The organism is Paenibacillus sp. V4I5 (assembly GCF_030817255.1).
In the GTDB taxonomy this organism is placed as follows: domain Bacteria; phylum Bacillota; class Bacilli; order Paenibacillales; family NBRC-103111; genus Paenibacillus_E.
In genome coordinates this window covers 5702390-5714912 of record NZ_JAUSZB010000002.1, presented here as the reverse complement: position 1 = coordinate 5714912, position 12523 = coordinate 5702390, and the positions used below count along the sequence as shown (strand labels likewise).

Annotated in this window: 11 protein-coding genes; 3 read left to right on the top strand and 8 right to left on the bottom strand. The window is 45.0% G+C overall.

The window, feature by feature from the left end:
* Positions 1–4 precede the first annotated feature (4 nt).
* Complete coding sequence (locus QFZ78_RS28125; protein WP_307552422.1) at positions 5–2215, bottom strand: AraC family transcriptional regulator; 2211 nt, start codon at positions 2213–2215, stop codon at positions 5–7.
* 404 nt (positions 2216–2619) lie between these two features.
* Between QFZ78_RS28125 and QFZ78_RS28120 the strand changes: the two genes are divergently transcribed.
* Genes QFZ78_RS28120 through clpP form a run of 3 tightly spaced genes read left to right on the top strand, consistent with a single transcriptional unit; the run spans position 2620 to position 4126 of the window.
* Positions 2620–3204: an ArsR/SmtB family transcription factor gene (locus QFZ78_RS28120; protein WP_060649270.1), complete on the top strand. Its 585-nt coding sequence runs from the start codon at positions 2620–2622 to the stop codon at positions 3202–3204.
* Positions 3205–3217: 13 nt separating this feature from the next.
* On the top strand, positions 3218–3511 hold the full coding sequence (locus tag QFZ78_RS28115) for a hypothetical protein (protein WP_307552419.1): 294 nt from the start codon (positions 3218–3220) through the stop codon (positions 3509–3511).
* 33 nt (positions 3512–3544) lie between these two features.
* On the top strand, positions 3545–4126 hold the full coding sequence (gene clpP / locus QFZ78_RS28110) for an ATP-dependent Clp endopeptidase proteolytic subunit ClpP (protein WP_307552418.1): 582 nt from the start codon (positions 3545–3547) through the stop codon (positions 4124–4126).
* Between the two features lie 101 nt (positions 4127–4227).
* On the opposite strand, the gene QFZ78_RS28105 is transcribed toward clpP, so the two are convergent.
* From QFZ78_RS28105 to QFZ78_RS28075, 7 genes are all read right to left on the bottom strand, one after another.
* Positions 4228–5052, bottom strand: a complete 825-nt coding sequence (locus QFZ78_RS28105; protein ID WP_307552416.1) for a carbohydrate ABC transporter permease — start codon at positions 5050–5052, stop codon at positions 4228–4230.
* 24 nt (positions 5053–5076) lie between these two features.
* The gene (locus QFZ78_RS28100; protein ID WP_307552414.1) at positions 5077–5952 is read right to left on the bottom strand and encodes a carbohydrate ABC transporter permease; all 876 of its coding nucleotides are present in this window, start codon (positions 5950–5952) and stop codon (positions 5077–5079) included.
* A 71-nt stretch (positions 5953–6023) separates the two neighbouring features.
* The gene (locus QFZ78_RS28095) at positions 6024–7349 is read right to left on the bottom strand and encodes an ABC transporter substrate-binding protein (RefSeq protein WP_307552412.1); all 1326 of its coding nucleotides are present in this window, start codon (positions 7347–7349) and stop codon (positions 6024–6026) included.
* Between the two features lie 115 nt (positions 7350–7464).
* The gene (locus QFZ78_RS28090; protein WP_307552411.1) at positions 7465–8925 is read right to left on the bottom strand and encodes a response regulator; all 1461 of its coding nucleotides are present in this window, start codon (positions 8923–8925) and stop codon (positions 7465–7467) included.
* The gene (locus tag QFZ78_RS28085) at positions 8897–10684 is read right to left on the bottom strand and encodes a cache domain-containing sensor histidine kinase (RefSeq protein ID WP_307552409.1); all 1788 of its coding nucleotides are present in this window, start codon (positions 10682–10684) and stop codon (positions 8897–8899) included. Before QFZ78_RS28085 ends, QFZ78_RS28090 begins: the two co-directional genes overlap by 29 nt.
* Before the next feature lie 108 nt (positions 10685–10792).
* A complete protein-coding gene (locus tag QFZ78_RS28080) occupies positions 10793–11977 on the bottom strand; it encodes a M24 family metallopeptidase (protein ID WP_307552407.1) in 1185 nt (394 codons plus the stop codon).
* A 52-nt stretch (positions 11978–12029) separates the two neighbouring features.
* A complete protein-coding gene (locus tag QFZ78_RS28075; protein WP_307552405.1) occupies positions 12030–12512 on the bottom strand; it encodes a hypothetical protein in 483 nt (160 codons plus the stop codon).
* Positions 12513–12523: the final 11 nt, after the last annotated feature.

Sequence of the window (12523 nt, the reverse complement as noted above, 5' to 3'; positions counted from 1 at the left end):
AACGCTAGTTGATCGCATTCGCCGTTGGTTTCGTTTGCCTGTACTGAACCGGAGTAATGCCAAAACGCGCTTTGAATTTAACATGAAAATATTGCAGGTTACGATATCCGACAAGTGCAGCGATTTCCGTAACGGACAACTTATCGTCCTCCCGCAGCAAGCAGGCAGCTTTTTCGAGTCTGATTCGGGTCACGTATTCGGTAAACGATTCGTTCATCACTTCGCCGAACAAGGTGGAAATGTAGGCAGGAGCGAGCGAAGCAACTTCGGAAAGAACGTTTAGCGAAAGCTCTTCGTGCAAATGCTCATCGATATAGGCTTTCAGCTTGAAAATGACTTCCGCTTGCTTATGCTTGACTGAATCCCGCACATGGACCCCAATCCGTTCGGAAAGTCTGCGAATCGATGCCATCGTGTCTGCCAGCGTATCTTTCTTCAGTTCGTCAAACAGATTGGAGGGAGGAACGATTTGCTGCAGCCCCAGCTCAATGATCGTTTCGTACAGTGCGGAAACGAGCTGAAGAAGCGCGAGTTCCACCGATTCAAGCTGCATATTCCGTTCCATCAGAATCGCAGCGAATTCATCGATAAATAGATTAGCGCCCTCTACATCCCCGGCCTTAAGCGTATTCTGAAATGTAGCCAGAGGAATCAGTGGTGGCTTCGGATCAAAAGCGGAAATTTTCGAATGAAGAATGATTGCTTCAGGACCGTACAGAAAGCGATATCGATACGCTTGATGAGCAACTCGATAGGAAAGAGGAATTTTTTCGGGCGATACGACCGAAGTGCCGATACCCGCTCCGAATCGAAGATCTCCCCGTACTTCGTCCTTGATTTTGTCCAATTCCGCTGCTACCATCTCATCATCCATCTCGGTACGTGAATCCAGGAAGTAAATGATGGCCACTTCCTGTGAATTCAAGCAAACAACCTCGTATGGCACGGTGCGATCGAATTGCTCGTATCGCATCTTAAGCTTCTCGCTATCGCCTTCGATGAGTTGGGCATGCACCACCTGATAGCGGCATTCCTGTTGCAGGCCATCCACATGTACTAGACCGAGACTGGCGCCCAACACCAGGTTTTTCATCTCATTCTTTTTGGCCTGAGATTCCAAACTCACGATTTTTTGTCCCATGAAGTTCAACGCACTGCCGATAATCATATATTCATTCGCATGACCGGGGTTCAGACCCGGTTGATACAGGTTGCGAACATGTTGGATCAGCTTTTTCATCGGGAGATAGAAACGTTTGGAAATCAGGTAGGAAAGCGCAAGCCCGAACACGAGCACAAGACAGCAGGCTACGAAAATTTTGGTTTTCATTCGTTTTGAATCCAGCACAAATGAATTCATCGGCCGAACTATCGCATAGGTCCAACCAAGTTCCGACTTCGAGCCGGCGAGATGCGATAATACGATGGTACCGCGCACACTGTCGCTGATCTTTGAGACGGTCTTGCCGGATCCGATGGCTTGCTGAAGCAGCCCGACTTCTTCCGGATTCTCCCCGGCTGTTTGCAGGAGTACATTCCCGTTCGCATCGAATATATAGAACCTCTCGAATGAGGAGGTAATGATTTTAGCTACAGCCTGCTTCAGGTACTCCAGATCGACGTCAACATACAGGTATCCTTTCGGCGAAGAGCTGCCAATCCCATATGGGAGCTTAACGACATACGTCATCACTTGTTTTCCGTCCGGCAATGTGCGGATCATCCACCGGTTCGGAGCAATTTGCGAAAGTTGCCCTATAAAACCGAAGTCCTTGGAGTTTTCAGGATTTTCAATGAAAAGATCGCTGTTTACAACATAATTTCCTTTATGAAAATACACGGTTATATTGGAAGCGCCTTCAGATGTTTTCCTAAAAATGTCAAGATCCTGTTGCAAGGATAAAATTAGATCAAGGTTTCCTACCCATCCATTATCCAGCAAATAATTTAAATTAGAGTTGTTCCGAGTGAAAATGGTGGGTATGACCTTATTTTTTAGATTGTCTTCGTATTTTTGCAGCAAGCTCCGTTCCACATAATCCTTTGCCGTAACGAGACGGCTTTGGCTATCCCTGGCGATTTCGTTCACCATCATCTGATTGGCCTGCGTGTAAAGATAGCCCCCCGCAAGTCCGAGCAGCACGACAGCTAATGCCGTATGCGATAAGATGAGGCGGTTAAAAAAGGTATCTCTATAAAAAGACAAGAATTTCATGAGTATCCTCCCGCACAATCCTTGATACCGTACAACTTCTGAATGTTTATCTTCCATTGCCCTCGGGTAAAACCAATATACCAATCTTTTGCTTGATTTGCCAGAGGTTCGTAGATTGCAAGTGTTGGAAATCAATGAACAAACAACTATACAAATAATAAGCGTTCACCATAGAGTGAACGCCTAATTACTTAAAAACTTTATACTTCAAAACTTTGTTTGTTACATCAAGACTTTATTTGTCATTTCAAAACATTATTGTCTATTTCAAAACCAATTTGTCATCCCCAACAAAAATTAAAATCATCTTCTTCTTTCTTACACCCCGCCCATTGACATTTCATCTTCCACGTAATAAAATATTTTTACGTAACACATACTTTGTATTGGAGGCTATCCACTCCATGCTAAAAGATATTCAAGACAGCTATTACATCGAGTCTCCAGAGCAAGCTACCGTCTTGTTGAACCCTATTCGCGGGGAGATCATTGCTCAGCTGCTGGAACCTGGGTCTGCTGCTGAAGTGGCGCGAACACTCGGGGAAACGGCCCAACGCATTAACTATCACCTCAAAGCTTTGGAAAAAGCAGGCTTGGTTCAACGCGTAGGCACCCGACAAGTGCGCAATCTGGTTGAAGTATTGTACAGAGCGATAGCCAAAACATTCGTATTGGCCGAATCGTTAAGTATGAAGCCTGAAACCTTGCAGAGATTGAAGGACCAGAGCTCTTTGGCTCACCTTGTGACCACATCCGAGCGGATTCGAAGAGATGCTATGCTTCTTATGGAGCAATCCGATGTGGGCGAAGTGATTCCTAGTGCAACACTTCAGCTGCAGGTCCATCTGTCTGATGAACAGCAAAGACAAACATTCGTTGAGGAGTACGCTGCCATGGTGCAGCAATTGGTGGATCGATACTCGGGCTGCAAAGACGGAAATGATGCCTATCAAGTCTTGTTAGCCGTATATCCCAAACCGAAAGAATGAGGAGGCAAACGCCATGAATCATGAACAACAAACAAGTAAACCACAGAATGACGCAGTACCTGCAACACCTGTTATTGCTTGGGAGCAAGCCGCCCAACGTAAGCCTGAAACCTCAGGAAGCAACGTGATCTCGATCGACTCTTATCGTCGTCAAGGTACCTCGCTTAATGAATCGGAAGCTACCTTCACCGTTCGTGAATTTCAAACCACCCATGGCGAAGAACCGATCCGTTTAATCATGGTATCCTCTGGTTTTGGTCAAAAACGTACTGCCCACAGTCATACCGTCCAAAGCAAAGCTTCTTAAAATATAGTACTTAAAAATGAAAGGATGATTCCTATGAGTTTCATACCTATGGTTGTCGAACAATCTTCGCGCGGTGAGCGCTCTTACGATATTTATTCCAGACTGCTCAAAGATCGCATTGTGTTCCTTGGCACGGAGGTTAACGATCAAGTGGCAAATGCGATTGTTGCCCAGTTATTGTTCCTTTCCGCGGAAGATCCGGAGAAAGATATTTCTCTCTACATCAACTCACCCGGTGGTTCCACTTCTGCAGGACTCGCGATTCTCGATACGATGCATTTCATTAAGCCTGACGTTTCTACCATCTGTGTAGGTATGGCCGCATCCATGGGTGCCATCCTCTTAACAGCAGGTGCACCTGGCAAAAGGTTCGCTCTCCCTAATGCCGAGGTCATGATTCACCAACCATGGGGAGGCGCCCAAGGTCAAGCCAGCGATATTCATATTCGTGCCCAGCACATTCTCAAAACACGGCGAACACTTAATCGTATACTTGCCGAAACAACTAAGCAGCCGATCGAGAAGATTGAAATAGACACAGACCGTGATTATTTCCTAACCGCTGAAGATGCGAAAACGTATGGTTTGATTGATAAGGTAATTGAGAAAATCTAATCGTTTATCCTATAAATCAAGATTGAAAAAACCTAGCCACTGGCTAGGTTTTTTTCAGTAATAAATGAGCCCTTCAAGGGAACGTAGTCCTCTAATCATCCTTAACCTTTTACCGCGGAACCCGTAATACCTTGTATGATATATTTTTGTCCAATAAGAAATACAAGCAGCATGGGAACAATGCCAGCAGATGTAGCCGCCATCATCCCGTTATAGTCAATATTGAACTCAAGTATAAAATTCTGCATGCCCAGCGGGACTGTATACAGATTACGGTCAAGCAGGAAAACGAGGGCATTCTCATAGTCATTCCAGTGCCAGGAGAAATCAATAATCGCTAAGGTCGCCAACGCCGGTTTGGCCAGAGGCAGCATGAGCTGAAAGAAAATACGGAAGTGGCCAGCCCCGTCAACAAAGGCAGATTCAGTGATCTCCTGAGGAATCGACATGAAAAATTGTCTCATTAGAAATACCCCAAAAATAGTAAACAAGCCAGGAAGAATGAGTGCCCAGTGCGTATTATAAATCCCTATTTTATCAAACAAAATAAATTTGGGAACAAATAACACTTGCGGTGGAACCATCATCATAGATAAGTAAAACATGAAGAGCAGGTTTCTTCCCTTAAACTCAATTCGCGAAAATCCATAAGCCGCTAAGGCGGATAAGAATGTAGCTCCAACCATGCAAATCAGAGCTATTTTCAACGAATTCATATAATAAATAAGAAAGCTTTCCTTGCCTGTCCATACTTTAAGATGATGTTCAAACGTCACCTTCTGGGGTATCCATTGAATCGGGTACTGGAACACTTCATTAGGTGTTTTAAAAGATGTACTTATCATCCAAAGAAACGGCAAAATCATGAAAAGACCCAGTACCAGCATGGCAATCGTATATAGTAATTTCGTCGATTTTATCTCCATATTGTCTCAACTCCGGTTTTTAACTTAATAGTGAACCCATCGCTTCTGACCGACCCATTGAATCATCGTGATCAAGAAGATGATAGCGAATAAGACCCATGAGATAGCTGAAGCATAGCCCATTTCATAGTAACGAAACGCATTCTGGTAAATAAACAAGGATAAAATCGTTGTACTGCCGCCAGGTCCGCCTTGCGTAACAGCTTCAATCATGCCAAACGTCTTCATCGACGTAATTAAGCCCGTAATCATTAATAAGAACGTGGAGGGACTCACTAGCGGGAAGATAATTTTCCAAACCGTCGTCCATGAGCTTGCTCCATCGATTTTTGCGGCTTCCAGTTGTTCTTGCGGTATTTCTTGAAAGGCAGCCAAATAAATGATCATATTATAGCCAAGAAGAAACCAAATCCAAATAATGTCTATGGCGTACATCGAAGAGGTCGTCGTAGACATCCATCCTGGCGGATTATCAATGCCAATGGAACGAAGAAAGCTGTTAATAGGTCCCTGCGAGGGCTGAAACAAAAGCATCCATACAAAAGCAACAGCTACACCGCTCGTAATGTACGGCATGAAAAACATAGCCCGTAACAGACTCTTTACATACACACTGCGATTCAATACAAGAGCTACAAGAAAGGCCAATCCGATTGAAACAGGGACAGCGGCAAGAAATAAAGCAGTTTTCTTCAATGAAACATAGAATACAGGGTCATGAAATAACCTATTGAAATTATCGAGGCCAATCCATTCGATATCTGGCGATGTGTATTTATAATTCGTGAACATAATCCCCAGCGAAAATATGGCAGGGACGACAAAGAATAATATGACGCCTAGCATATTAGGTAAAATGAACAAGTACCCTAATCTACGTTGTTTTTTTGCCCAGTTCATTCCATAAATCACTCCTTTTTTGAACAAAAAGGGAGGTGCCTCTTTCTTGATGCATCCCCCCATCTTCCTTGCTATTTCTTGTTTTTTGATAAGTAATCGTTATGTCGCTTGACCGAATTCTTAAGGGTGTCATCTAAGGATTGTGCCTTCAAGAAATACTTTTCATATTCTTCTCTTCGCGCATCCACAACCTGTTGCGGTAGCGTTGCTGTAAACGTAGGGAATTTACCGAATACAACCTTTTTGAGCGAATCTACATCATATGTTTTTTCGTTATCTCCAAGGAGCAGTTTAATAGCTTCTTCCACATTCGCATCTTTAGAAGAAGGAATGCGTCCGCCAGCAGCAAGTGGCATCATTCCACCATCCGCATACCATTTCAAAAACTTCCAAGCCTGCTCTTTATTCTTCGAGTTTGGATTAATGGAAATAACGTCGCCAAGTCCTCCCGGATATTTAAAAGTAGACTGTTCTTTCGTCACTTTAGGAACCGTGGCAAAAGCAATCTTGAAGTCGCGCGGGAAATCTTTCATGTTGTTTGAACTGCGGAATATAAACTCTCCAGCTCCCAGCATAGCTGTTTCGCCTTTTAAAAACATCGAATCAGTTGGCATTTTACTCGTCAATTGTTCGCCAAGTAGAGGCATTGATTTATCATTATGCATCATGGTAAACATAGCTTCGTATGCCTTACGAACAGTCGGTTCATCTAGGTTGGATGTCCCATCCGTTTTCGTGAATCCCGCTCCCGCACTGGCTCCATCTATAAAGTTGGTGTATCCGGAGATATGTTCTGTAAAGCCCCAACGTGTGCCTTTTTTGAGCTTAGCCGCATATTGCTGCAGATCAGCCATCGTCCAATCTAACGAAGGAACGGCTAGTCCAGCTTCATCAAGTGCATTTTTGTTCAACCAAACAAAAGATACATTCTTTTTGGTTGGAAGACCGTAATACTTATCTTTTACTTTCCAGTCCTTTGCATCAGCGCCCATTTTATCGTCAATACTGTAGTCTTTAAGTTCACTAAGATCGAGTGCTGTTCCAGCATCAACACGTTTCGATAAAGCTGATAACGTATAGTTGACATATAAATCGATACCTTGATTTGTCGTAAGAGCCGTATCAAGCTTCAGATTACCGGCGTCATCATTGACAAAACGCTCATATTTCACCTGAATATCGGGGTTCTTTGCGTTCCAATTATCAACAACCAACTGTGGACCGGCTTCGGCTGGTACACCACCCCACATCGTAAGCGTGACCGCTTTCTTAGCTTCTGAAGAAGCAGCGGGACTGTTCTTAGCAGCGTTTTCGCCCGATGTACCGCAGCCTGCTGCAACTCCCAACACGACAGCTGCTGAGAGAAGACTTAGCGTTGTTTTCTTCATATTCATCATTTGACCCTCCTGTATTTCATATCCTTACTGGTTACAAATCAACTATATCACCAGCTTTTTAGGGTTCGAAGGAACAATGTATTGTTCTTGTAGCACAAAAGTTTGATTTGATTCTTCATATCTTCGCATTTTGTTGTCTGAAAATACTCGGCGGCATGCCGACTTCTCTCCGAAATATGCGTGCGAAGTAATTCTCATTGGCAAACCCAACGGTTGCCCCGATTTGAGCAACAGGCTGATCCGTGTGCAGCAGGAGGTGACAAGCCTTTTCAATACGAAGCCCCATGATATATTCCGTTATCGTTTTACCGGTTTTTTTCTTAAAAAGAACACTCAAATATTTATCATCCATCGTTGCAATACCAGCAAGCAGCGACAGCGGCATCTCTTCTTCAAAATGCTGATTCATATAAGCAATGACTTTATTGATTTCAGCATGATCCGTAACCTCATAGTTCGCTGCCTTCCATTGTGCCATGTACATATCGATTCTCTGTTTAAAAAGGGGCCCTGCTTCCCTATGAGAAAGAGCCTCAACAAAAGCATTTGGTAAGTCAATTGTCGTGGATGCGAGCTCTGTAAATTTGCGTTCTAAACGCAGCATTATTTCTTTTACACGAAGCAAAGACAGCTCTATGTCCCTCATCCACGACCAGATTTCCTGCCATGAAAGATCCAGTAATCCTTGGTTCATCTGCTCAAAAGCTTGGATTAAGTTCTTCTCCAGCGACCAAGGCAGGTTGGAATAGGCATTAGCCTTCAAGGTTTTGGGCTGGTGGAAGAAAATGCCCGCTCTACCTGCATACCATAGTTCAGTCATTCGAGAAACCATGGTTTTCCAAACCGTGTGAATATCCTCATCTGACAACCGCTCTGAGATTAATACAACGAAATCGCAACGCTGTTCTAAGTCCCTTATTCTAATCTTTGTTTCTTCTGGAGTGGAGCAGAGGACCGTGGTCATCCCCATCTTGGTAAAAAGATGCATCCTTGCATTCATTTCCGTATCGAATAAAGGCAGTTGCAGCAAATCTTTCTTATCGAAAATGGTTTGTCCATGCAAAACAAGGATAAGTAGATTGGGGTTAAAAGAATCCCGAATAAAAGCCGGGCTTTCAATCGTCCGTACCTGATCATTAGGTTCGTTATATAAAATCTCACAGTAATCGTCAATTTCTTGAGAAATAAGACGCAAGTTTCTTTCTAACTCCCGTTTTACCTTTGCCAGTGCCTCAGTCATTTTCTCTGGAGTCAAATAAAGCTTAAGCACATAACCCAATGCCCCTAGCTCCATCGCTTGCTGGATAAACTCAAAATCATTCATGACAGTGAGCATGATGAAGGCTGTTCCTAAATTCTCCTGGCGAACCTGAGCAAGAAGCTCTACACCATTCATGACAGGCATCATAATATCGCAAATAACCAAATCTGGCTGTTTTCTCCTGATGAATTCCAAGGCTTCTTGGCCATTTCCGCATTCCTCTATCACCTTGAAGCCATTTTCCTCCCAGGGCATTCCCTTTCGGATACTTCGTCTCACGAAGGCTTCATCTTCTACCAAGAGAACTGTCCACATGTAAGCTTTCTCCTTTCGAATAGGGTGGAGACAACAAGAACGGAATGCGAATGCGAACTAATGTCCCAATTGGGATGGATTCTATCGCCAAATTTCCTTCTTTTCGAAACAGGAGCACGAGTCTCTCTTCGAGATTTTTCAAGGCAATGCCATTTCCTGAACCGGAGGTTGACCCTGCGTTACCTACTCCAACGCCATTATCCTCCACTTCGATAACGAGCTTATTTTCTTGTTTTTGAACTCTAATTTGGATGCTGCCTGCCCTCTCGATCTTAGCAAACCCATGATAAATACTATTCTCAATAAGCGGCTGCAAGCTCAATTTAGGAATAAGCGCATGGCGAAGCTCAGGGTCAAATGTGATATCCACATCGAATTCACGGTCATACCGAAGTTGCTGAATACGGATGTATCTCTGGGCAAGTTCAATCTCATGCTCTAGATGAATTAAATCCACATCCAATCGCATTCCTGCTTCCAATAACTTGCCGAGCGACTCGCATACTTCAGGAATTTGATGATTACCGATTTCAATGGCAAGCCATTTCACCGTATTTAACGTGTTTAACAGAAAGTGCGGGTTCATCTGTGACAAAAGCATTTGGAAACGCATAGCCTCTTTGTGGCGTTCTTCCTCCTTTAACCGATTAAGAAGACTCTCCACATCTCTGACCATCTTATTAAATGCCTGAATAAAGGTTAGAATTTCACCCTTATAGCTTTCCTCAGGCAATTGAATCTTCAGATTTCGCTTCACGACATCTGACATTTTTCTCTGCAAAAGCTGTAGGGGTCTGGTGATGGTGGTTGAGATCAGAAAGGTCATAACAATAAATAGAACGGCAATAATCAACGTTGTCAAAATGTAGGATTGCTGAAGCTGATTTACTTTATGAAACAAATATTTGGTCGGGATGCTTTTGATCAGATACCAATTCAAGCTCGGAATTTTAGAATAACTAATGATGTGGTCATTCTCGACTTTGCTTCCAGTCGGCTCCCAACCTAACGTATTCATTGGGTTTGGCAGAACAAGAGCATTGGATGTATTGCTGCGCCCATAGATTTCTCCTTCTGCGGAAGCCAATACATACAATTCATCATTAATCGGACTAGGAATAGCGCTTCGAAGCCAGCTTTGATAGTCAACGCCGATTCTTACAACAGCATATACCTGATTATTTTCGTCTCGTAATCCTTTATACAAGGTCAATAAAGAGGGTTGAATACCAAAGGCTGAGGTTAGCCCACCTTCTTCTAGCTGCCACTTGGAAAGGGATTTTCCAAGGAAAGCATCCTGTATCACTGGCATTGCCGAAAGAGCAGCGTGGCTTAATATATGAGTAGGTCCATAGGATGTGTAAACATGATCTTCCGCATCGAGAACCGTATAGTAGACGTAGGAGTTAGCAATAAACACACTATTATTAATAGCATTAAACTTCTCTTCAATTTTCTGTCTTTGCTGGAAAGAAGCATAAGATCCCCCCGCTTCGGGTTTTCTCAAAATCGCAGTTACAAAAGAATCCTGTTCAATCAGGGTAAAGGTCTTCTCTGAAACACTTAATAAACTGCCAAGCGAGGATGTAATTGTTGTCATTTGTTCGAGATTTTGGCTGCTAACTTGTTCTCTCATTAACGTCTCGAACTTTTGAACGTGGGTCATATTTAAGATGATGATGGGCAGCAGAATAACAAGTAGAAAAGCTAAGAACAGCTTGTACTTTAACGTTTGTGGTATGAAATGTCTCAATTTCATTGTCCATTGTCCCCTTATGATGTTCATATGGGTCAAGTATACTTGCTTGTTCATTAAAAACAAAGAGACTGGCATGAATTTCCGCCAGTCTCTCTTATGGAAAATTCGTTATACTCGGAGAATACCGTCCCTCGAAATGGTCAGCTTTTCATACCCATTCTCAGTAATCAAATACGTATCCTCAATACCAACTACCCCGCGACCGGGGAAGGTGAATTTGGGTTCGATCGCGATGACCATGCCAGGCGCCAGCGGGTATTTGAAGCCTTTGGCGAGAACGGGCAGTTCGTCGATTTCGAGCCCAATGCCATGACCAAGGAATTTCACTTGGTCGGCGCCGTACCCCATGAAGTGGGCGCTTAGCCCCGCTTCCTGCACTTGATCCAGCGCGAGCAGATACAGATGCTCGGCAATAACGCCTGGCTGCAGCCTGGCTTCCGTGGCGCGGAGCACCTGCTCCGCCACGTCATAGGCCCGTTGCAGCTCAGGGTCTAGATCGCCGATCACGAGCGTGCGCGTCTGATCAATAAGATAGCCGTCGATCGAGCAGCCGATATCGACGAGGATCGGTTCGCCGCGCCCAATCAGCGCGCGGCCCGAGCTTTGCGGGCTGGACGGGTGAAGCCCCGTACCCCCGGCCGGCCCGTCAAAATAAGTGGGCACCGCTGCCGCCGCGCCTGCCGCTACCATTCCGGTTATCAACTCGGAATTGTATGCGCGCATGCGCATCAGCCCTTGGTGCCCGCGCAGCCGGAGCTGATGCTCGATGAGCGCCATCAGCTCAAACTCCGCCATCCCCTCACGAATGTGGGGGATGACTGCTTCCAGCGCTGCGTCGACGACGCGCGCAGCTTCTCGAGTCGCCGTGACTTCGTCCGGCGATTTGATCATCCGCTGCTCGCGCACGAGCAGCGAGCCGTCCTCCCAGGCCGCGCCGGGCAGCGCGGCCTGCAGCCGCAAGTACAGCTGGACGGGTAACACATCCAGCTCAGTCGCGATCCGCAGCACTCCTGCAGCCGCGGATCCATCCGCGCAGCGCGCGCGAAGACGCTCACCCAGCGTCTTCAAAGACCCCAGCGCTTCCACGGCCGCTGACGCTTCATCCTCCGCTCGGACCAAACTTCGGCGTACGAGGTAAAGCGCGTCTCCCTCCGCCGGAATAAACAAATACCCCGTCTGCATCGATCCGCAGTAGTAATATATATCGACGTTGTTCGTGACCAAAAAGCCGGACCAACCCCGCTGAATCATCTCACGCTGCAGCGCCTGCTGCCTTTGCAGGAAAATTGTCATATGTATCTCTCCTTGTAACCCTGAATTCACACCTCACTCTCTTATTATACATTCAAAACACCATTTCCGCAGAAGACTTAATCGTCCACGTAATCGGCTGCAAAATCGTATACGTCCGCGGAAACTCCATCCGGATGAACATAATCACACCAGGCCGATCCAGAGTTACAGAGTAACCATTTCCCGCATCCACATACGTATACGGAAATACCTCATTATCATTAATAATCTTAAATAATTCCACGACAACCCTGCTGCGCAAGAACGTATTCGGCAACGGATCGTTTACCGCATTTAATCTTAGATTCGCTTGCAAATATTGCATAGCCACAGCTCTAGCCTTCGTCTCATCAATGCTGTGAATACCGCTTGCCAGCTTTACTTGATCACTTTGCTGAGCAGCAGCATGCACCGAGTTATTCAATGCATGCTTCCCGTGAAAAAGCGTATGCATCGCCAATTCCTCGTCCGTTTGCAGCCCATATAGCGACATATAAACGACGCTCATCAAGACTATCAAAAGCAGTTTATACAAGACATCACCTC

Bases quoted from the DNA above. Each gene is read 5' to 3' on its own strand.
- QFZ78_RS28125 (WP_307552422.1), bottom strand. From the start codon at position 2,215: ATGAAATTCTTGTCTTTTTATAGAGATACCTTTTTTAACCGCCTCATC.
- QFZ78_RS28120 (WP_060649270.1), top strand. From the start codon at position 2,620: ATGCTAAAAGATATTCAAGACAGCTATTACATCGAGTCTCCAGAGCAA.
- QFZ78_RS28115 (WP_307552419.1), top strand. From the start codon at position 3,218: ATGAATCATGAACAACAAACAAGTAAACCACAGAATGACGCAGTACCT.
- clpP (WP_307552418.1), top strand. From the start codon at position 3,545: ATGAGTTTCATACCTATGGTTGTCGAACAATCTTCGCGCGGTGAGCGC.
- QFZ78_RS28105 (WP_307552416.1), bottom strand. From the start codon at position 5,052: ATGGAGATAAAATCGACGAAATTACTATATACGATTGCCATGCTGGTA.
- QFZ78_RS28100 (WP_307552414.1), bottom strand. From the start codon at position 5,952: ATGAACTGGGCAAAAAAACAACGTAGATTAGGGTACTTGTTCATTTTA.
- QFZ78_RS28095 (WP_307552412.1), bottom strand. From the start codon at position 7,349: ATGATGAATATGAAGAAAACAACGCTAAGTCTTCTCTCAGCAGCTGTC.
- QFZ78_RS28090 (WP_307552411.1), bottom strand. From the start codon at position 8,925: ATGTGGACAGTTCTCTTGGTAGAAGATGAAGCCTTCGTGAGACGAAGT.
- QFZ78_RS28085 (WP_307552409.1), bottom strand. From the start codon at position 10,684: ATGAAATTGAGACATTTCATACCACAAACGTTAAAGTACAAGCTGTTC.
- QFZ78_RS28080 (WP_307552407.1), bottom strand. From the start codon at position 11,977: ATGACAATTTTCCTGCAAAGGCAGCAGGCGCTGCAGCGTGAGATGATT.